The sequence below is a fragment of the Parasutterella secunda genome (assembly GCF_016901835.1).
GTDB classification, from domain to species: Bacteria; Pseudomonadota; Gammaproteobacteria; order Burkholderiales; family Burkholderiaceae_F; genus Aphodousia; species Aphodousia faecavium.
On the sequence record NZ_JACJKX010000001.1, the window covers coordinates 260,778 to 281,997 of the forward strand.

14 protein-coding genes and 1 tRNA gene are annotated in these 21,220 nt (G+C 45.1%); 9 read left to right on the plus strand and 6 right to left on the minus strand.

What is annotated here, in order from left to right:
• Positions 1–63: 63 nt before the first annotated feature.
• Both H5985_RS01275 and H5985_RS01280 read right to left on the minus strand, forming a co-directional pair.
• Positions 64–5,058 carry a type ISP restriction/modification enzyme gene (locus tag H5985_RS01275; RefSeq protein ID WP_205049499.1) on the minus strand — a complete coding sequence of 1,665 codons (4,995 nt, stop codon included), beginning with the start codon at positions 5,056–5,058 and terminating at the stop codon, positions 64–66.
• A 29-nt stretch (positions 5,059–5,087) separates the two neighbouring features.
• Complete coding sequence (locus H5985_RS01280; protein WP_205049500.1) at positions 5,088–5,657, minus strand: recombinase family protein; 570 nt, start codon at positions 5,655–5,657, stop codon at positions 5,088–5,090.
• 119 nt (positions 5,658–5,776) lie between these two features.
• Here H5985_RS01280 and H5985_RS01285 point away from each other — a divergent pair, with 119 nt between their 5' ends.
• The 4 genes from H5985_RS01285 to H5985_RS01300 all read left to right on the plus strand — a co-directional run bounded on the left by H5985_RS01285 (position 5,777) and on the right by H5985_RS01300 (position 11,417).
• Positions 5,777–7,714 carry a type ISP restriction/modification enzyme gene (locus tag H5985_RS01285; protein WP_239481496.1) on the plus strand — a complete coding sequence of 646 codons (1,938 nt, stop codon included), beginning with the start codon at positions 5,777–5,779 and terminating at the stop codon, positions 7,712–7,714.
• Positions 7,715–7,731: 17 nt separating this feature from the next.
• Positions 7,732–8,697 carry a DUF4268 domain-containing protein gene (locus H5985_RS01290; protein ID WP_205049502.1) on the plus strand — a complete coding sequence of 322 codons (966 nt, stop codon included), beginning with the start codon at positions 7,732–7,734 and terminating at the stop codon, positions 8,695–8,697.
• 452 nt (positions 8,698–9,149) lie between these two features.
• The gene (locus H5985_RS01295; protein WP_205049503.1) at positions 9,150–9,287 is read left to right on the plus strand and encodes a hypothetical protein; all 138 of its coding nucleotides are present in this window, start codon (positions 9,150–9,152) and stop codon (positions 9,285–9,287) included.
• Positions 9,288–9,941: 654 nt separating this feature from the next.
• Entirely contained in the window at positions 9,942–11,417 is a 1,476-nt protein-coding gene (locus H5985_RS01300) for an ATP-binding protein (protein ID WP_205049504.1), read from the plus strand.
• Positions 11,418–11,481: 64 nt separating this feature from the next.
• On the opposite strand, the gene bioB is transcribed toward H5985_RS01300, so the two are convergent.
• The 3 genes from bioB to H5985_RS01315 all read right to left on the minus strand — a co-directional run bounded on the left by bioB (position 11,482) and on the right by H5985_RS01315 (position 14,583).
• Complete coding sequence (gene bioB / locus H5985_RS01305) at positions 11,482–12,471, minus strand: biotin synthase BioB (protein WP_239481498.1); 990 nt, start codon at positions 12,469–12,471, stop codon at positions 11,482–11,484.
• 116 nt (positions 12,472–12,587) lie between these two features.
• On the minus strand, positions 12,588–13,487 hold the full coding sequence (locus H5985_RS01310; RefSeq protein ID WP_205049506.1) for a universal stress protein: 900 nt from the start codon (positions 13,485–13,487) through the stop codon (positions 12,588–12,590).
• Between the two features lie 202 nt (positions 13,488–13,689).
• Entirely contained in the window at positions 13,690–14,583 is an 894-nt protein-coding gene (locus H5985_RS01315) for a universal stress protein (RefSeq protein WP_205049507.1), read from the minus strand.
• A gap of 265 nt (positions 14,584–14,848) precedes the next feature.
• Here H5985_RS01315 and pheS point away from each other — a divergent pair, with 265 nt between their 5' ends.
• The 5 genes from pheS (at position 14,849) to H5985_RS01340 (ending at position 19,850) form a co-directional block, all read left to right on the plus strand.
• Positions 14,849–15,868 carry a phenylalanine--tRNA ligase subunit alpha gene (gene pheS / locus H5985_RS01320; RefSeq protein WP_205049530.1) on the plus strand — a complete coding sequence of 340 codons (1,020 nt, stop codon included), beginning with the start codon at positions 14,849–14,851 and terminating at the stop codon, positions 15,866–15,868.
• 30 nt (positions 15,869–15,898) lie between these two features.
• Entirely contained in the window at positions 15,899–18,319 is a 2,421-nt protein-coding gene (gene pheT, locus H5985_RS01325) for a phenylalanine--tRNA ligase subunit beta (protein WP_205049508.1), read from the plus strand.
• Between the two features lie 155 nt (positions 18,320–18,474).
• Positions 18,475–18,801 (plus strand): integration host factor subunit alpha, encoded by a 327-nt coding sequence (locus H5985_RS01330; protein ID WP_205049509.1) that lies wholly within the window; start codon positions 18,475–18,477, stop codon positions 18,799–18,801.
• A gap of 18 nt (positions 18,802–18,819) precedes the next feature.
• Positions 18,820–19,710, plus strand: coding sequence for a MerR family transcriptional regulator (locus tag H5985_RS09580; protein WP_338124941.1), 891 nt, complete (start codon positions 18,820–18,822; stop codon positions 19,708–19,710).
• A gap of 63 nt (positions 19,711–19,773) precedes the next feature.
• Positions 19,774–19,850 (plus strand) — tRNA-Pro (locus H5985_RS01340).
• 102 nt (positions 19,851–19,952) lie between these two features.
• On the opposite strand, the gene H5985_RS01345 is transcribed toward H5985_RS01340, so the two are convergent.
• Positions 19,953–21,220, minus strand: a 1,268-nt coding sequence (locus tag H5985_RS01345) for an IS1634 family transposase (protein WP_205049510.1), incomplete at its 5' end; no start/stop codon positions are given.

Here is a 21,220-nt window from a genome sequence, read left to right on the forward strand (position 1 = left end):
CAGAAAATTCGGCTTAAAAGCTAAAAATTCTATTGATGACAGTCTTGCGTGAAATTTTAGGCTTCACTCCATCATGTCAAGTTTGTGAATCTCCAGTGGTGGTAAAGAGCGAACGATTTTCATAGTTTCCAGACTCACCGTAATCACTTTTAGGAATAGTTCCATTGGGTACCGTTCATTGCCTTGTTCGGCTGCGTAGTCGTTAAAGTCGTTGACGATACCGGAAGCTTTGTCGATGCTGACACAAGCTCGCTCAACCACCCAGTCGAGAGCCGACTTCTTATTTACAACGTATTCTTGAGCTTCCAGCGGAACATTCTTCACCGTGATCCAATCGTTATATATCAGGGTGCTTTTATCCTTAGCAGCGTTGCCGGTCTTGCCTTTGATCTTGGCCCACTTCATCTGAGTGACGCGGTAAGACGGCGCTCCTTCCTTGGTGTATTCAATCTTGACTCCGGCGTAAGGCTGGACATTCTCAAAATTCACGTGAAGCTCTGCTAACTTTCGTCCGGCTTCGGCAAATGCGATGAATTGTTCATAGGTGGCTACACGTGGAATACGGGGTAACTCCTTCATGAGATTGTTGGCGTAGCGGGTTCTATAGTCTTCAGAATGCAAAATGCCGTAGATGTAATAGAAGAGGTCATCCTCAGTCAGAGCTTTCCCGGGATAAGCCTCTTGGAAATGAGGCAACGCCTCCTTGGTGAACCCACTTGGCATTTCGTCAGGCTCGCCAAAATCCAAGGCGTCTTTCTTTTCAGTTTGTTCACCTGGTAACCAACGAGGGAAGCATTGTGTATCTCCATTAAAGTGGAGATCAGCAATATGGTTAGTCATTAAGGCAATTTGCCCCGCATCTTTTGAGTTCTGATTGATACAAATTATGAGATTGTCTTTTTTGTCTACCCCAGACGAACAAATTCCTAAGTTTTTGGTTGAGCTCATCGGAAAAATAGACGGCATTTGATATACGCAATTATTCCAAAAACGATCAAAGTACAGAAATTGAGGGTAAAAAGGTCTATACAAACTCTTATAAATTTTGTTTCGACTGGCTGGCTCTGCCTTTTTTCCTTTAGTTACATTCCGTTTTTGAGGGCGATCCCACTTCATCTCTATAGGATTTAAATTCGGTTTGAAATTATCATTCATAACGGCAGCTTGTTCTACTTGCTTATTGTAGAAATTAATAGATTTTTGCATTTGTTCAAAAAGTTGCTCGGGATTAGACGCATATGCCCAAGGATCTCTCGAAGTAAACACACCTAATGAAAAATTCTTGAAGATGGCTTTTTCATTTGTTTTCTTACCGTCCAAACGCATGAAACGAGAGTAGGAATCATCTCGTTGATTAAACCAATCGCCATGATCGTCCGGAACAATGACGTTCATTGGGGTATAGCTGATTGAACGATCCTTCTTGAGGACATCAAGTTTTTCCTCTCGGGTTAAATAGTCATCCACCGTATGGAAATAAATCTTTCCATGTTCTGAGGAGTCAGGATTTTTAACAAGGAAAACGATTGCTACCGGTGCCCGACTACCTTCTCCAAAAACCTTTCCGCCTTCCTTTCTAGAGCGTTCCCCAGATGTCCTTTGGTTTCCTTTTAAGTGGTAGACATAAATGGAATTAAATTCCTCTGTCATGCATTTACGCATGCCGTCTGCACTGCTGGTTTCCAGCCAACCGGCGTTGGTCACAAAGCCGATAATTCCTTTTCTAACGATGCGGTCAGAGGCCCAGCGGTAGGCACGAATGTACGAATCGTAGAGTTTTCCTTTGAGGGTAGAATCGGTACGAGCCACGTAGGTTTCTGTCAGTCGAGCATCGAGTTCGTCGTAATGCTCGTTTTGGTTGTCGTCATTTTGGGATTCCTGACCAACCGAGTACGGTGGATTCCCTACGATGACGCGAATATCTTGGCGGTTTAGTTCCGCCAATCGAGCGTTATTTTCACCAAGCGTTGTACTGAAAATATTACTTTGACGATTGTTGGCGAAGGTGTCCGTCCAAATCATCACTCTGTTCGGGCGGTACACTTCATTCGGACAGAGCTCGTGGAATACGCCTTCAATATTCATTGATGCTACATAATAGGCAAGCGGGACAATTTCATTTGCATGAAGTTCATGGTCAAATTTATATGGAAGCTGCTCTTTTGGAATCAAGCCACTTTGCATCAGACGAGCTATGAATGTGCCAGTACCAGAGAAAGGATCTAATACATGGATACCTTTGTCTCCAACATTGCAATTGAACTCTTTTTTCAACAGGTCAGCAACTGATCGATTAATGAAATCAACTATTTCAATGGGTGTATAAACAATTCCAAGTTTCTCTTGTTGTTTAGGGAAGGCCGCTTTAAAGAATTTTTCAAAAAGTTCTTTGATAAGCAGTTGGCGGTCCGCTGCAGTTTTGATTGTTCTTGTTCGATTACGGACGGATCGATAAAAATCCTCTAGCGATTTGGTGGCCGATTTCATGCTTTCCTTATCCAAGGAATTCATCATGGCAGTCATTGCAGTTGCAATAGGATTTTGTTTAGAGAACTCATAGATGATCTCATCACCGTTTTTGACGGTGAACAGAGCATCTAAAATAGGTTGGGTTACGACATGCTGACCAAGCATTTCAATAACTTCATCATCGGTCAGATTGCCATTTAGTGTTGCTTTGAGTTCTTTCTTAAACGACTCAAATGCAGCTCGTGATTTTGTTTTTGTTGGATCACTGAGCACATCATTGATGTGCTTGATCTGCATTTGACAGATCTTTCCAACATCCTCGGCCCAATCGCCCCATTCACGACGATTCCCAACTCGTTTCACAATACGGGCACGAATTTCTTGTTCAAGAATTTCATCGTGATTGAAGTCAAGTACTCCCTGTTCTGGAAGTGTTTGGGCTTTTTTCCTCGATTTGGGAGAGATTTTTTTAGGATCTTTAGTTTTTGTTTTTCGGTTTATTTTCTTATTGGTGATGCAGACAACTTCAATTTTTGAGCTATCAATGACATTTCGTTGACCGTCAACAATCGCGCCAAACTCTGTATCAATAGACTTCAAAGCATTTAAAACCTGCCATACAACATCGAAATCTGCATTATTGTTGAGCGCTACACTCGGATCTAAACCCGCGGGGGTCACAATCGGAATAATGACATAGCCTCGTTTTTTCCCTGTTTGTGGGGAGACACGCATTACTCTCCCAACAGTTTGTACAACCTCTACTTGTGATTTCCTTGGAGAGAGGAAAAGTACGGCATCCAGCGCCGGTACATCAACGCCTTCAGATAAGCACCGAACATTGAAAAGAATTTTGCAAACGTTATCTTCAGGATCTTCCCTCAGCCAATTAAGTAAAGCATCCTTTTCAGTTGAATTCATTGATCCGTCAATGTGACGCGTTTGACACTTTATCGGATACTGAAGATCATAAGCTTCTCTGCTGAGAGATTTATTGTTCTCGGAAAGTTTCTTGTATTGCTGGTCTTTAAACTCTTCTATAGTGATTTCAAAATTATCGGTAAAACGCTTCGAAGAAGTACGATCTAGATACTTCATGTTAGGTTCAATAATCTGAGCAAAGCCAACTGCACGACGCATAGGTTGTCGGTCGTCTGACATAGAAACCTCGCCCTGTAGGTCAATTTTGGACAAAGCTCGCCAACAACCCACTACCTTAGCAGCATTTTTTACAGAAAGTCCTCCATTTTGTACGAGTTCATAGTCACTCATCGCGCGGCTTTGCAAAATATCTTCTTCCACAGAAAGGACAATCACTTTGTAATCCACAAGACTCCCAAGACCTACAGCTTGTGAAAAGGTAATAGTGTGGAACGTAGGGCCATAAATTTCTTCGTCGTCCATGGAATAGAGTATGACTTCACCTTTTTCCTTTTGCTCCTTTACAACTTCACCATAAATTCGTGGAGTGGCTGTCATATAAAGACGTTTTCGGCCTTTAATGAATTCGTCAGAATGGATCCTTTGGAAGGGGGCGTCGCTTTCATCTTGGTAATGACCGCCAGCCGTACGGTGTGCCTCGTCACAAATAATCAACCCAATTTCGTCCATGCCAAATTTGTGTTGGGCTTCGCTCACAACCTCAATTGATTGGTAGGTCGAGAAAATGACTGTCATACCAGGTTCTGTTCGAGCCCTCTTGATTTCTTCGGCAAGTTTGTCAGCCTTCGTTGTAGCTGGATAACAGAGATCACTAGCTGACGTCAGTTCGTCAATGTTGGCCAGATCCGGTTTCCCTGTCGTAGTGTCAGAACAGACGGCAAAAGCGTGGATTGGTACAGAACACTGGCGTTTCCAATCGGTCAAAGTTTGTGAAAGGAGGGCTAGTGAAGGTACAAGGAACATCACAAAACCATTATTCCCTTCCATCCTTTCGGCGATTTTCATTGAGGTGAAGGTTTTGCCGGTGCCACAGGCCATAATAAGTTTCCCTCGATTATGGTCTTGGAAACCAGTGAGAACATTCTGAATAGCCTCATCCTGGTACTTTCTTGGAGTACGCTTCTTTTGCTGAACAACTTGCCCGGTTTTAAGATAGGTCGCCCAATCAATCTGTGAAGATGCCAATAGAGAACGAGTAATCAGTGTTATTGGTGGGGTGACGCGTTGCATCTCTGCAAGTGCATTTTCAGACCATCTTTCATTTGTTGCGATGATATAACGCTGTACAAAGTGACCACGATTTGATGCTGCTATAAAAGAATCAACTCCACTCTTTGGAACAATTGCATCTTTTTCATAGAACTTGCATTGAATCGCTGCGAAACATTGCGGGTTTTCAGCTAATGTTGCGACTAAATCAATACCAATGTCTTTACCGTTATTACTCAAATCTGGATGAGAGACTGCCCATTCCTTGAATGTTTCAACTTTGGCAAAGAGATCACGATAGGTCTCTTCCTGAGTTAGCCAGTCTTTAATCAAAGTTTCAAAGCGGGTCCCAGCGTCCCTCTGAACATCATTAGAGGCTCGCTTGATATCTTCTAACAACGCTTCAAAGGCAACTTCATTGGTCATAGATGTAGTCATGATTTATCTCACAGCATAAATTGGTGGAATTATCCTTTCAGATATTTGTATAAAGTAGTTCGTCCGATTTTTAAATTCTTGGCAACCTTTGTTTTTGGTACACCAGCAGCAATACGGCGCTTCGCTTCCTCAAGCAGCTCATTATCAACAGGCTTTCTGCCGCGGTACACTCCTCGAGCCTTCGCAAGAGCAATTCCTTGTTGCTGCCGTTCCCGGATGAGAGAACGTTCAAATTCAGCTACCGCTCCCATCATAGCCATCAAAAGCTTACTAATGGCTGAAGTTTCCCCTGAGGGAGATAACTCGATTTTTTCTTTTAAGAAGCGGACTGTCACCCCTTTGTTTTGCAATGTCCGAGTGACATTTAGGAGATCCATAAGACTTCTTGCTAATCGATCCATGGAGCAGATTACTAACACATCACCTTCACGGACATATTCCATCATTGCCGCAAAGCCAGGACGATCAAGATTTTTTCCAGAAACTTTATCTACAAAGAATTTCTCTACGTGCTCATCTTTTAACTGAGCGAGTTGTCTATCGAGGTGTTGATCTACGCTACTAACTCGAGCATAGCCAACAATTGAAGAGTTTGACATGGCGTTCGTTTTTAATTTCGCGTACAAAGTTGTTTAAATATTATATGATCGACTCTATCCGAACACAACAAAAATCTTACTTTAATCGTTCGTATAAAGTGTACCGTCCGAACAGGGTAATGATTTGGACCGATACCTTCGCCAATAATCGACAAAGTGACATCTTTAGTACGACGCTTAGTGAAAATAACGCCAGATTAGCAGAACTAAATAGCCAAGACATTCGGATCATCATCGGGAATCCACCTTATTCTGTAGGTGATGAAAGTCGAGACAGTGATAATCCTAATGATGATTATCCAGAACTTTTTAACCGAATAGAAACAAGCTATACGGCGAAGTCTCTAAAGAGAGGTGGTAAACGGGCTAGCCGTGATAGTTATAAGTTGGCCTTGAGATGGGCCAGTGATCGCTTGGGTAAGAATGGGATTATCGGTTTTGTTACTAACGCAAGTTGGTTAGATTCTGCCAGTGATGACGGTATGCGCAAATGCATGGCAGAGGAATTTAATTCCATTTACGTTTATCACTTAAAAGGGAATCAAAGGACATCAGGTGAACGATCTCGACAAGAAGGTGGAAAAGTTTTTGGAGAAGGTAGCCGCGCTCCAGTAGCAATCGTTTTCCTTGTTAAAAATCCGGAATCTTCTGAGCATGGAAAAATTTATTTCCATGCTGTCGATGACTATCTGACAAGAGAAGAGAAATTAATTACTCTCAAAAAAGATAAATCTATTGTCTGCTGTTCAATGAAACAAATTTTCCCTGACGAAAATAACGATTGGTTTAACTTCAGGGAGAAATCATTTAAGAAATATATTCGTCTTGGACAAGAGAAAACTGAAAAAGGTTTGTTTAAAGATTACTCCGGTGGAGTTGTTACTAATAAGGATAGCTGGGTTTATAACTCTTCCATTCAATCGCTTTCTTTCAATGTGAAAAAAATGATTAACTTCTTTAATCTTGAAGTTAAGCGTTACGCATCTGAAAACGTAAAACTGTCAGATAAAGAGTTGCAATCATGGGTAAGAAAAGATTTGTCAAGTATTAGTTGGGGTGGCAATGCCTGGAAGAGCCCCTTAAAACAAGGCCGAACTCAAATTTTCAACCAGGAGTTGATTCGTACTTCTTTATATCGTCCTTTTTTTAAACAGCACTATTATTCATCAAAGGTGTTTACGCATAGTTTGTACTCACAACCCAAAATTTTCCCGATGAGAGAAACCGAAAATCTAGTTATCTGTTCGTCTGGGGTAGGCTCCAAAGGATTCACATGTTTAATGACAAACTCAATTACAGACTTGAATATGCTGGAGGCAGGAGCACAGTGTTTCCCTCGTTGGTTACCGGGTGAACAAATAGAAAAGAAAAGCGCCTTGGATTTCGATGACATCGATGAAATGCCCAGTGGGATCACCAAGGAGGCATTGCCTCACTTCCAAGCGGCTTATCCAGGGAAAGCCATGACTGAAGATGATCTCTTCTATTACATCTACGGCATCTTACACTCTGAAGACTATAGAACTCGTTACGCCAACAATCTCATGAAAGAATTGCCCCGTATTCCTAGAGTGGCGACGTATGAGCAATTCATGGCTTTTGCAGAAGCCGGACGAAAGTTGGCAGACCTTCACGTGAATTTTGAGAATGTCCCACCATACGCCGGTGTCAAAATCGAATATACCAAAGAGGGAGTACCGTCTTACCGAGTTACAGAGATGAAGTGGGCCAAGATCAAAGGGAAGACCGGTAACGCTGCCAAAGATAAAAGCACCCTGATATATAACGATTGGATCACAGTGAAGAATGTTCCGTTGGAAGCTCAAGAATACGTTGTGAATAGAAAGTCTGCCTTGGATTGGGTAGTTGAACGGGCCTGCGTCAGCATCGACAAAGCTTCGGAAATTGTGAACGACTTTAATGACTACGCAGCCGAACAAGGTAACGAACGTTACCCGCTTGAGCTGTTCCTAAAAGTGATTACCGTCAGTTTAGAAACAATTAAAATAGTTAAGAATTTACCGTCACTGGAGATTCATCCTTTGGATAGAGATTGATGCATGGGATAAATGGTATGACTAAGCATACGAAGATTGAGCTTGACCAAATTGAAATGGTTGATGATCTACGAACTATTTGGCCGGACGAAGCTAGAAATTTCACTCCTTGGCTCAGTGAGTCAGAAAACTTAGAACTACTTGGAGAGGCAATAGGCAGAAATCTACAACTTAGTGAGACAGAATCCTCTGTGGGGGCTTTTTCCGTAGATATTTTGGCTACAACTGAGGATGATGATGGGGTCAAGACGGTCATCATTGAAAATCAGTTAACAGAAACAAATCATGACCATCTTGGGAAACTCATAACCTACGCAGCTGGTAAGAAAGCACAACTTATAGTTTGGATTGTTGAGGAAGCTCGCAATGAACATCAGCAGGCTATCCAATGGCTCAATGAACATACTGATGAGGACATGGGTTTCTACCTTGTGCAAATTAAGGTTTTACGTATTGGTCAATCTCGTCCAGCGGTAAAGTTCGAGTTAATCGAAAAGCCAAATGAATGGGAAAGAAAAATGCGGTCGAATAAAAACTTAACGGAAACAAAAGTACTGCAATTACGATATTGGGACGCATTTGTTGAGTATTTGCAAAATCAAGAAGAATTTAAAAAATATTTCCGTATTCCTGAGACAAAACCACAACATTGGTTAACCCTACGGGCGGGATCAGCTTCTTTTGCTGTAGGTTGCCTGGTAAATACTCAGCGTAAAGTTATAGGAACAGAGTTAACTGTTTGGAATAGAGATTTTTATGATTACCTATCTTCTCATAAGCAAGACTTTGAACGAGAAATCGGTCATGAATTAATTTGGCATGGGGAAGGGAAGCATACTCTGAGAATCTATGTTGAAACCCCAGGAAATATCAAAGGGACAGAAAAAGGATGGAATGAGTTTTTCAGTTGGTATTGTGAAATGGCTCCAAAGTTTTTAGTAGTGGCTCGAAAGTATCTTGTGAGCTTTAATCGAAAGAGATGATTTTGGAGTAAACCTATTTCGGAAGTGCTCGAAAAATGAATATTTCTGTAGAATTACACAAGGTTTTACACAAGTTTTAAGTTTTGTTTGCTGAGCCCGATTTTGTGGGAGTTACTTTTAGCTGACTCGCCACCAGAATTCAAAAAAGCCCAGGTGCTAAAACATCTGGGCTTTGTCTTATCCGTCGATGGGTTGAATTGCCTCAAACCTCGTAATTGCAGGCTTCCCAGCACAATCGCCCCATCCCAACCACCCGATAAAACGCGCCAAAATTGCGTGTTCAGATCGAGCCCAATCGCACACGAATTTTTGCCTTTTTTCGCCCAAAGGGTGACCAGTTGCACATCCCGAGGGTGACCAAGCACCACGCGCGAAGCCTTGGCACCAGGGCGATTCCGTGGTATTGAGTGTCCAGATGGTGACCAAAACAACGATCAAGGGGTGACCAAAAGGTGACCAAGGCGCGCATTTCGACATTAGATGACGGCGTTTACGCCGTGGGTGGAGTGGTCGGTTTGCGCATCAGAAAACGCAACGGCACGACCCGATACCTGATGCGTTGGAGTCGTCACGGGGTTCGACATGATTAGTACTTTCCTCGTGACATTTCCCTTACAGAAGCACGAAGACTCGGTGCAGAGTGTCGGTATCAGTTGGATCGTGGCGAAGATCCGAGAGTAGAACATAAACGTTGGGAAGTCGAAACAATCGAAAAACTCCACAAGCTTGAAACTCAAAAATCGGTATACCTCAAAGCCTTCCGTAATGTGGCGGTTGAGTGGTTTGGGTATCAGTGCTCAATCAACGCCTGGGCTAACAATATGATGGTTTTCCCGATTTGAATACTCAACTGTCAAGATTACTGTCCAACTGTAAAGTTAACTGTCTAACTATCAAGGTGAACTGTAAAGTTACTGTATAACATTTACAGCTAAAACTTTATCGCGTGTGTAATTGCGTTGGTAAGCCCGAGTTTTAATTGGTTCAGAGCGGTTTAACAAACGTTGAAAAAACGTTATCTACGAGGTTTTGAAGTGTTTAGAAAGGTTGATTACAAACATTGATAACGGGGGAGGCCTTAAAAATGAGGGCTTTAGAGAGAGGAAGGCGTCAGATCATTTTTTATTAGTATACTGTATATTAGTTAACTAAAAATTGTATAAGTTAGACAGTTACTGTCTAAAATTGACAGTTCTTAGACAGTTGATTGTTGGTTTTGACAGTAACTCAAAAAGAGGCAACTCATGATTGTTAATCAAGAAGTAATTGATGCGATTCGTTTAATGAGACGTATTGGTACCGACACTCAAAGGTGGGAGGTCAAGAAATCAGTTCAGGAGTTGCCGAAAAATCTTCCAGAAACTATTTCCGCCTTTTCCAATATGCACGGTGGGATGATCATTTTAGGACTTGAAGAGAACAATAAATTCCGATCAGCAGTTGGATTTGATGCAGATAAGATTTATAAACAGTTGCAAACAATAGGAGATCGTTTTACCCCGGTTGTTCGAATGGAAATTGAAAAAGTTCCTTTCGAGGGGCAAACGATAGTCGTTGCACGTGTCAATGAATTGCCGAAAGATCGAAAACCATGTTTTATCACGGCTCGAGGATGTTATGAAGGATCTTTTATTCGTTCGGGCGGTGGGGATCGTCATTTAACGTCCTACGAAGTTGATCGATTATTGGAAGAACGGCATCAGCCTCAGCATGACATTGAGCCGGTTGAACAGGCAAGTCTGAATGATTTGGACCAAGATTCACTGAAAGCAATTGTTAAAAGAGCTAAAGAACTTTTTCCGAGAGTGTTCGGTAAGCTCGATGATGAAGTCATTTTGATTCAGTTGGGAGTATGCACTCGAGTTGAAGGGCAACTTCATCCGACCTTGGCAGGATTGTTAGCAACAGGGGTATTCCCCCAACAGTATTTCCCCCGGTTGGAGGTTGTTTTTACGGTCTATGCAGGAACGACTAAAGAAGGCAATTTAAAGACTGGGGAAAGATATGTAGACTCAAAGGAAATAGTCGGTTCCATTCCCAATATGCTGATGGAAACGCTATCGTTGCTTCAGCAAAGAATGAATACAGGGGCAGTGATTCAAGGTGGTCTGAGAAAAGATATTCCAGATTATCCCCTGATTGCGGTCAGAGAGGCGGTTGCCAATGCTTTGCAGCATCGAGATTACTCTCAAGGCGGCCGAGGCTCACAGGTTCAAGTTAATTTGTATTCAGACCGTTTGGAAATTATTAATCCCGGAGGTTTATATGGCTCGACAACGGTGGAATCCTTAGGCAAGGAAGGGATATCTTCTACCAGGAATGAATTTTTATCCAGACTCCTGACGTATACACCTTATGATGATGGGTATGTTGTTGAAAACAAAGGTACGGGATTTATGACCATTGAGTCTTCTTTGGCCTCAGCATTAATGCCTCCTCCAAAGGTTCTAAATTCTCTTACGTATTTCAAGTTGACCTTTGAAAAACGAAGAAAAACTGCTGAAGAAATCTCTGATCGATCTTGGAAGAATTTAGAGAGCGCGATTCTCTCTGAGCTTGAGAAACTCGGCAGTGTATCAACTAAAGAATTGATGACTATGTCAGGATATTCAAGACAGACAATCATCAATCATGTCAATAGGATGGTTCAAACCGGTTTACTTGAACCAATTGAACCCAGAAATAGTCCTAAGCAACGTTATCGACTGGTTAGAAAATAGTCCAAGAAGGTTGGGTAAACAGTGGACAGTTAACTGTCAAGATCAGACAGTGACTGTCCAATATTTATGGTTGGTGGTTAGTTGCAATTCTGTATCCGGCTTCTTGAACTAAAAATGTGTCTTGATCAATACTCGTGCCTTGTGTTGTCAGCATATCTCCGACAATTGCACTGTTAATGCCCGCATAAAGAGCAAGACGTGTAGTTTTTTCAGATAAGCGTCGTCTGCCGCCGGCAAATCTCAAATAAGCTTTAGGGTTGGCAAAACGAAATAGAGCAATGTTTCTTAAAATTTCCTCTTCCGAAATCCGCTCTATATGTTCAAGAGGTGTGCCGGGAATCGGCTCCAAAATATTAATCGGTATGGAAGGGACGTCTAAAGTTCTCAAGGTCAGTGCAAGCTCAGCCCTGGCTTTTCTGTCTTCTCCCATACCGATAATCCCGCCGGAACAAATTTCCAATCCTGCCCGACGGGCAGCCAAAAGACTTTTAACCTTGTCTTCGAAGTGATGAGAGGAACAAACCGAAGGAAAGTAGCTCGGTGCGGCCTCAAGGTTGCAATGGCAGCGGCAAACTCCTGCTCGGGCTAACAGCAAAAACTCTTCGTAAGTTAAAAGTCCGGCAGAAATACAGATTTCAACCGAAGTGTTTTGTTTTAATTTTTTTACGATTTCTGCTGTTTCCCGTACTTCTCTGGGCGAGAGTTTGCGACCGCTTGTCACCAACGAAAATCGGGTAACACCGGAAGCTTCTGCAGCTTTGGCGCACTTGATAATTTTCTCGGCATCGAGCAACGGATAGACTTCGCACTTCGTATTAAAGTGCCGGGACTGAGCGCACCAGCGGCAGTTTTCCGAGCATTTGCCGCTTTTTGCATTAACGATGGCACAAAAATTGAAAATGGGATTGGCAAGCGCCACCGTTACCTCGTGAGAAGCCTCTATTAATTCATCTAAAGGAGCCTGAGCGGCTTCGAGTAAATCATTAAGGGTGACAGGTTCATTGTTAAGGGCACGACTCTTGATTGAATTTAATATTTTTGTTGATGAGGACATAGCGGTAACTGAAGCAAATCGATAATTTCCCATCTTATCAGAAGCAAGAAAAACGCCCCTGAATTCGAAAACCCAGGGGCAAATCTCATGTCGTTAAATACGAGTTTTTTCGTTTGTTATTTCTTTTCACCGGGGACGATGAAAATCGGCATTCTGCAGGTCGAAACCATGGCACGGGTTGAACTGCCGAATACAAGCTGACCGATGCGGCCTTTACCATGAGAGCCCATCACAACCATGTTGAGGTTTTCACCTGCGTAGTGAGTCAGCGTAGTTTGCAGTGAACCGCGAAGTTCAACCGCTTTAGCTTCTAGACCGGCGGCTTTTAACTGTGCCAAGGGCGACTCGATGGCAGCCAGGTATTCTTCTTTTTCATACTTAGGCAGAAGCTTATCGAGCTCTTTGATGCCCTTATCGAGTAATTCCAGAGGAACGGTCTCTTCATCGGCGTGAACGTAAATCACTTCAAAGGAGGCGTTCTTGCCGAAAAGCTCTTTGTTTTCAACAACAAATTTTGTGCAAAGATCGCCGAACCCGGAGCCGTCAACAGCAATGCCGATGGTGAGATTTTCATCGCGCGGCGTGTAGTGTTCACGGCAAACCAAAACCGGGCAAGAGGCTTGGGCAATAGCTCCCAAAGAGACCGAGCCCAAATAGAGGTTCTTCAGAGCACTTAAACCACGAGCACCCATCACGATCAGATCAGCACCGATTTCACGGGCATAATCGGCAATGACTTTTGCGGGATGACCGATTTTGCTGGTTTTGATGACATTTTCAGGCAAAGTGGCAATGTCTTCTGCCATGTCGTCAAACACTTTCTTGATTTTGTCGTCGTAGTACCAGGTCTGAACGTCAAAGTCGCCTTCTTCGGTCGGATGTTCAATATAAGTTTTTTGAACATAGAGCAACTCAATCTGAGGCTTTTGAGTTTCGAGCCAAGTCTTTCTGCTCGTCACAAATCGAATCGCTTCGCGACAGTCTGCACCACCGTCAATAGGAATTAATACACGCATAAAACACTCCCTTTTGTCGTCAATAAACCCTTATAACTCAATAACTTATAAATATTATTGAGTAATCTTTCTTACAATTTCAGTGTACGCCTATCTAGTAAAAACGATTAAGGGTTTTTACCAATCTTTGACAAAAGGCAAAAAAATCCCGGACGGGATTTAATCCCCTCCGGGAGGCATTCAATATCGGAAAAAAGTTTGATTATTCGACGTTCGGAACAACCAAAATCGGCAGATTAGTGGCAGCGATCATTGCGCGCGTGGAACTGCCGAATACAAGTGAGCGAAGAGCGCCCTTACCGTGAGTTCCCATTACCATAACGTCGAGGTGCTCATCGGCATACTTCGGAAGTACATCTTCAGGATTGCCGATTAACTTGACGGCTTTGACCGGAACGCCTGCGATATCGAATTTTTCAACAGGGATCTTCACAGAAGCGTCAAATTCCAGCCCTTGAATTTCTTCCCACGTCATCTGCGGCGGAATCGGTCCTTCATTGACGAAATCCGGAGCGTAGGGCGGATCATCGGGCACGACGTTGATGATTTCAAAGGTGGCGTCCTTGCCGAAAAATTCACGATGGGCAATTAAGTAATCGGCGCACTTGGGACCGAACGGGGAATCGTCAACCGACAAACCGATGTGAAGGCCTGAGGGTTTGACTTCCGTCGTTTGACGGAAGACGAGGACCGGGCACTTGGAGGAGGCAATGGTCGATAACGATACCGAACCCAGGTAGAGGTTTTGCATAGCGCTTAAGCCTCTTGCGCCCATCACGATCAAATCTGCCTTTTGCTCATTGGCATACTCAGGGATGATGTGCGCAGGATGACCCGTGAGTGAAGTCTTTTTAACCGGGATAGTGAAGGCTTCAATTTCGGGGGCAAGAGTGGCCCAGAGCTTTTGAGCGTTCACTTCATAGAAAAACTTCAGATTGATTTCACCGCGCTCGCTTGAAGAATCAATGACCGGTTTTTGAACATAAACCAATTCCACTTCGGGTTTGTCTTGTTGCAACCACTCTTTTTTCGAGGCAATAAAACGAATCGCTTCACGGCAATCTTTGCCGCCGTCAACAGGAATGATCACACGCATAAATCAGATCTCCATGTTATGTTTGATAATCGAGAGAGAATGCAAAAAATTCTTAAAATTCAACATGTTGTGAAGACGGAACTTTTGCCTCTTTTCTTACTTCCAGTGTACTCTCATATCGAGCTGTCCGAGCAATTTTTTTGCCTTCCTCTTTGATCGGAAAAAGGGAAGGAAATTAAGGAAAAAGCCTTGAAAATCAGGCTGAAAAGCGAAATTGTTCGGACTATAATTAAAACTTTCTTTGACTTATGACAAGCGAATGATTATGCAAGATTTGTCCCAGATCATCGCCCAAGCTCAGAGCGCTTTTGCCGAGGCTCAGACGCCCGCCGCTCTGGAAGACGCGAAGGCTAAATTTTTAGGAAAAACCGGTTCCATTACGGTTTTGATGAAAGGTCTCTCCAAACTCACGCCCCAAGAAAAGCGTGAAATGGGACAAGCCTTAGGCGGTGCCAAGCGTGCCATCGAGCAAGCGCTTGAAGCCCGCCGTGAAGAGTTGGCCAACGAAAAATTGGCAGCCCGCCTGGCTGCTGAAGCGCTTGATGTGACGTTGCCCGGTCGGAAGTACCCGCAAGGCGGTGTTCACCCGGTGGTGATGACGCAGATGCGCATTGAGGAAATTTTCCGCTCCATCGGTTTTGATGTAGCTGACGGCCCCGAAATTGAAACGGACTGGTACTCGTTTACCGCTTTGAATAATCCTCCCAACCACCCGGCTCGTTCCATGCAGGATACGTTCTACGTGGATATGAAGGACGAAACGGGCAAGCTTTTGCCCCTGCGCCCGCACACTTCTCCCATGCAGGTTCGTTATGCCCGTACGCACACGCCTCCTATCAAGGTGCTCGCTCCGGGTCGAACCTATCGTGTAGACAGTGACGCCACTCACTCGCCGATGTTCCACCAGGTCGAAGGCTTGTGGATTGACACCGACGTGAGCTTTTCTGACTTAAAGGGCGTTTATACGGATTTCTTGCGTCAATTCTTTGAAACCGATGAACTGAAGGTTCGTTTCCGTCCGAGCTACTTCCCGTTTACCGAACCCTCTGTCGAAGTCGACATGATGTTTACGAGCGGGCCGAAGAAAGGTCGCTGGTTGGAAATTTCCGGTGCCGGCGAAGTGCACCCCAATGTGGTTCGCAATTACGGCCTTGATCCCGAACGCTATATCGGATTTGCTTTCGGTTCTGGCCTGGAGCGCTTGACGATGCTGCGTTACGGTATTGACGATCTGCGTCTTTTCTTTGAAGGCGACTTGCGCTTTTTGAAGCAATTTAATCGTTAATGGCTCAACAATTTTTAAAGAGAAAACAAGATGTTATTTTCCGAAAGCTGGTTACGTTCCTACATTAATCCGGATCTGACGACGGAAGAGTTGTGTGAAGCCATGACGATGGCGGGGCTTGAAGTCGAAGAGGTCAGTTCTGTGGCCCCGGCCTTCAGCGGCGTGGTGGTTGCTCGAGTCCTCTCGGTCAGAGATCATGAAAATTCCGATCACCTGCATATCTGTCAAGTGGATGTGGGCGAGGGCGGCGAGCCCTTACAGATTGTCTGCGGCGCTCCCAATGTGCGCGAGGGCATTTTGGTGCCGTGCGCCAAGATCGGTGCAGTGTTACCGGGTAACTTCACAATCAAAAAGGCAAAGATGCGCGGAGAAATCTCCATGGGCATGCTTTGCTCGGCTCGCGAATTGGGTATTACCGAAGATCACACCGGTCTTTGGATTTTGCCCGATAACTTGACAGTGGGTGAAGATATCCGCACGGCCTGCCACTTGGACGATAAAAAGATTGAAATCAAGCTCACCCCGAATCGTGGCGATGCTTTGTCCTTAATCGGTGTGGCGCGCGATCTGCATGCCATTACCGGTGCGGCGTTGACGTTGCCTGAAATGCCTGAAGTGCCCGCCAATTCCGATACAAAGATCGACATTAAGATTGAAGCACCGGATTTGTGCGGCCGCTACACGACGAGACGCATTGATAACCTCAATATCCATGCTCCGACACCGCAATGGATGAAGGATCGTTTGGAACGTAGCGGTCAAAGAAGTATTTCTGCACTCGTGGATATTTCCAATTACGTGATGTTGGAAACGGGTATTCCGACGCACTTTAGTGATGCCAAGAAGATTGCGGGCGGCTGCTACACAGTCCGTTGGGGTAAAGAAGGAGAAAAGATTGAACTCTTAAATGGTCAGACCGTGGACGTGGACCCGGGGTTCGGTGTCATTTGTGATGCGAACGGTCCCAAGGTGCTCGCAGGCATCATGGGCGGCGAAGATACGAAGGTCACCGATGAGACGACCTGCATTTCGATTGAGTCGGCTTTCTGGCATCAAAAAGCCATTCAGGGCCGCTGCCGCCGTCTGAATTTCTCGACCGATGCGGCCTATCGCTATGAACGCGGTGTGGATTTCGGCCAAACCGAACGGGTTTTGCAGTACATCACGCGTTTGGTCACGGAAATTTGTGGCACGGACACCACGGCTATCGGTCCGGTGATTGATGCGGTAACAGTGTTGCCTGAACGCCATGAAGTCACCATGCGTGCCGATCGTGCCCGCAAGGTCATCGGCATGGATATTGACACCGCCACTATGGCTGAGTGCTTTAAGCGTCTTGGCTTTGAATTCACGCTTGCCGATGAAGTCTTCCATGTCAAAGCGCCGACTTACCGTTTTGATATTGAAATCGAAGAAGATTTGATTGAAGAAGTGGCCCGTTTGGTGGGCTATGAAAAGTTGCCCGATGTGCCGCCCAAGGCCCGTGCTTATATGCACACGCGCCCTGAAGGCATGCGAAGCGTGCACAGCCTTCGTATGAAGTTGGCTGATTTGGGTTATCAGGAACTCATTAACTTCAGCTTCGTTCCCCGTGAATGGGAAAAGGATTTTGCCGGTAACGACCATCCGATCGAATTACTCAATCCGATTGCGAGCCAACTGTCCGTGATGCGTACGCAGATGATCGGCGGCTTGGTGGATATCCTGAAATACAACCTCAACCGTAAGGTCACGAGCGCGAAGCTTTTCGAAGTGGGCCGTATTTTCCGCCGTGATGATTCGGTTCAAACAACTGAGCATTCCGTCAAGGGTGTTGATCAACCGGTCCGTATCGCAGGTCTTCTTTACGGCGACGCGATGGGTGAACAATGGGCAGTGCCCGCTCGTTTAGTGGACTTCTTTGACGGTAAGGGTGATGTGGAACGCTTGCTCGCACCGTTAAATGCGACGTTTGTGGCTAAGACCTTCCCGGCTTTACATCCGGGTCGCAGCGCTGCCATCCTGTTGAATGGTAAGGAAATCGGCTTTGTAGGCGAGTTGCACCCCAAACTTCAACAAACGTACGGTTTGCCTCACGCGCCCATCGTGTTTGAAGTGGATGTGGCTTCGATTCTTCCGAAGAGCGTGCCGTGGCATACGCCTGTGAGTAAGTTCCAACCCGTGATGCGTGACGTCAGTGTTGTGGTGCCGCACGGGGTCACGTTTGAAGCGTTGCAGCTGGCTGTTACGAAGGCCGCTCAGACCGACAAGCGTTTGACCGGTTTTGTCTCCCTTGATCTCTTTGACCTTTATCACAAGAAGGCCGAAGACGGGAAACCTGCCGAAACCAGTATGGCCTTCCGCCTGACGGTTCAGCCTGAAGATGAAAACTATTCGGGCGAAGAGGCCGAAGGGGCTCTGCAGGCAGTTGTCGACGCTTTGGCTTCGCAAGGCGCCGTGCTGCGTCAGTAAGTCTTGAGTTTAAAACTCAGAATTCGGGGCCTTTTTGGTAACAAAGAGGCCCCGATCAGTTTAAAAAGTAAAAAAATAGCTGAAAAATCAAAGGAAAATCATTTCTTTGGTACAATGCTCGCATTGTAAAAAATCACGACTAAAGAGAGAGTGAGATGGAAACAAAAACCATGACAAAAGCGGATTTGGTGGAGATGCTTTTTAACCGTATGGGCATGAATAAGCGTGATGCCAAAGTGATGGTGGATGCTTTTTTCGATGAAATCCGTGAAGCGTTGGAAAAAGGTCGCACGGTGAAATTGTCCGGTTTCGGCAATTTCCAATTGCGTGACAAAGCTCAACGTCCCGGTCGTAATCCTAAAACCGGTGAAGAGATCGCGATTACGGCCCGCCGTGTGGTGACTTTCCATGCCAGTCAGAAGTTGAAGGAAGCGGTCGCTAAGACCCACCCCTCTTTGCGCGAAACCAACACTAACCTTTAATGCTTCGGGAGGACCATTATGGCTTCTGAAGAACCGGTACGCATGCTCGAGGGCGAGTCAAAGGACTTCGAGCTCACCGAATTGGATGCTCCGGAAGAAGAACTTCTGGGGCGCTACCTTCCGATTGGGGACGTGGCAAAGTCCATCGGTGTGAATCCTTCCGTGCTTCGCTTCTGGGAGCAGGAATTCCCGCAGCTGCGGCCCACAAAGCGTGGCAATCGCCGTTACTACTGCTCGGAAGACGTGGCGCTCATTCGCACCATTCAGCACCTGCTTTATGAAGAGCACTACACCATCCTGGGTGCCCGCAATAAGATCCATGAATTGCAGGTCCAAAATAAGGTCAAAGGAATTTTGGATGAAAAGGCGAGTGCGCCTTTGCAGATGAAGCCTAAGGAACCTGTGTTGGATCTGGCGGCTACACTTGCTGAACTTAAAGCCATCCGCAATATTTTGAATTCGCCCGCGCTGGAGGAGTCCTTGCGCCGGGAGCAGCAGGCCAAGGAGAAAGCCGAACGTGACGCGGTAGAAAATTTCGCCTTGGTATCGGAAGATTTAAACGAGCTCCTGGCGAAAGAAGCCGAGGAAGAGGCATTGGCTGCACAGGCAGCTGATGAAGAAGAGGTGCAGGAAGAAGTCACGGCGCCTCATTCCTACGACTTGGGAGCGATCGGTGTGGATAGCGACAATTTCCTGCAGCCCAGTCCTAAGATCGGGGATTTGCCGATTTCTACATCAGAGAAAAAAGAAGAACCGGTTAAGGAAGAAAAGCCCAAGGTGGATACTTCCCACTTGGTGGTGCCGCCCTTGCCCGGTGAACGACACGGCTTTACGATCGGTATGAAAGTCCCGAAAAATCAAGATCAATCGTTCATTTACGGTTCGTCTGTTGTGTGGAAGAAAAAATAGAGGCAGGGATCACAAATTGTTTGCCAAATGGGATGGGATTGTGTAATATTCCCATCCTTACGTCGGGGCGTAGCGCAGCCTGGTAGCGCACTTGCATGGGGTGCAAGGGGTCGCGAGTTCGAATCCCGCCGCCCCGACCATTAAATTCTGAATGAGAGACCGCATTGACGGTCTCTTTTCGTTATAGTTTCCTTCCTATATCCTCAGAATACTTTGTACATTAATCCTGAACTTTTCATCAACTAGATGATATTTTTAGGCAGATCCACTCCAGCGCCCAATATCAATTCACGGTTGGTCTTGGAGATTTCATCCCAATAGCGCTTGACTGTGCCATCCAATCGCCAAAGTTTGATTCCACTCAATATATCCAGATACTTCGGCGTACTATCTGACGGCAGTTTTTTGTCACTGAGACGTTTTTTGAGCATCAAAAGTAAGCTCAGAGCCAAGTAGGTAACAAACACCTTTCCTTCCAGGGCTTTCTCTTCACACTTCATTCTTCGCCCGGAGCATCGATCTTTGTAGTTACAGAAAGCTTTTTCCACCGTATCCCGATTTCGATAAATTAATAAAGCCGCCGCTGCGTCCTTAACCGTGTTGCTCATCAGCACAATCAAACCGGCTGTTTCTCTAAACTGAGCCCACTGCATCTCATCGAGCTCCCAATGCCCCAATGAGTCTTTTTTATAAAAGCGCCTAAAAAGGGGATCGTCCGGCGCCTGTCCACTCTCTATCGCTTTTTGCTTCAATCGAGTCAGAGATTGCAGAGTATTTTCAATATCGTCCGTTTCCTTTTGCTTGCTGAAATACACGTGGATATAAACTGTCTGATCGCTGCGGCCGCTCGTTCGAGTATTGATGACCCACGGCATCGCTTCGGTATAGCAGAAGGCTTGAATTTCTTCTCGGTAGGCTCTGGGGTGGCATAACCTCAATGCGGGCAACGCTCGTTTCATCGTTGCTTGTATAAAGCACGAGTTGCGTTTGGCTCCAATGACAAAACCGATATCCTGTTTAAGCATGGAGGTTAAATTGTTCAGCGAGAAAAAACCTCTGTCGAGTATTAACTGAATGGGATTTAAATCCAATTGAGTTAAGTCCAAAAAAAGATTCCTCAATAAGCTACAGTCATTCAAAGAACCGTCTAAAACCTTGTAGAAAACCGGTTCTCCGCTAATCTCATCGAGCAACAAGGCAATGTTAAATTGTGGCAGTGAATCCTCTTCCTTGTTTTTAGCGTATTTAACCTTACGGATAGTCTTAGAAAAGGAGGAAATTGAAGTGGTGTCAAAAGCCCAGTAACCGCCGTCGACCAAAGTTTGGCTGTGAGCTGCGCGACGTTTGAGATAGGAGAAGCGTTGTTCATCACTGATGGATTGGAACAGCCTGGTAATGGCTGTTGGATTAAGAGTTTGCTCTGTGGGCAAATAGGTGCGTTGAGCAAAACTCTCGAAACTGCAGACAGAAGAATGAGGCTGCAGGATTAAGAACATGGCCAAGGACAACA

Bases quoted from the DNA above. Each gene is read 5' to 3' on its own strand.
- H5985_RS01285 (WP_239481496.1), top strand. From the start codon at position 5,777: ATGATTTGGACCGATACCTTCGCCAATAATCGACAAAGTGACATCTTT.
- H5985_RS01315 (WP_205049507.1), bottom strand. From the start codon at position 14,583: ATGCGTGTGATCATTCCTGTTGACGGCGGCAAAGATTGCCGTGAAGCG.
- H5985_RS01300 (WP_205049504.1), top strand. From the start codon at position 9,942: ATGATTGTTAATCAAGAAGTAATTGATGCGATTCGTTTAATGAGACGT.
- H5985_RS01310 (WP_205049506.1), bottom strand. From the start codon at position 13,487: ATGCGTGTATTAATTCCTATTGACGGTGGTGCAGACTGTCGCGAAGCG.
- pheS (WP_205049530.1), top strand. From the start codon at position 14,849: ATGCAAGATTTGTCCCAGATCATCGCCCAAGCTCAGAGCGCTTTTGCC.
- bioB (WP_239481498.1), bottom strand. From the start codon at position 12,471: ATGTCCTCATCAACAAAAATATTAAATTCAATCAAGAGTCGTGCCCTT.
- H5985_RS01275 (WP_205049499.1), bottom strand. From the start codon at position 5,058: ATGACTACATCTATGACCAATGAAGTTGCCTTTGAAGCGTTGTTAGAA.
- H5985_RS01330 (WP_205049509.1), top strand. From the start codon at position 18,475: ATGGAAACAAAAACCATGACAAAAGCGGATTTGGTGGAGATGCTTTTT.
- H5985_RS01290 (WP_205049502.1), top strand. From the start codon at position 7,732: ATGACTAAGCATACGAAGATTGAGCTTGACCAAATTGAAATGGTTGAT.
- pheT (WP_205049508.1), top strand. From the start codon at position 15,899: ATGTTATTTTCCGAAAGCTGGTTACGTTCCTACATTAATCCGGATCTG.
- H5985_RS09580 (WP_338124941.1), top strand. From the start codon at position 18,820: ATGGCTTCTGAAGAACCGGTACGCATGCTCGAGGGCGAGTCAAAGGAC.
- H5985_RS01280 (WP_205049500.1), bottom strand. From the start codon at position 5,657: ATGTCAAACTCTTCAATTGTTGGCTATGCTCGAGTTAGTAGCGTAGAT.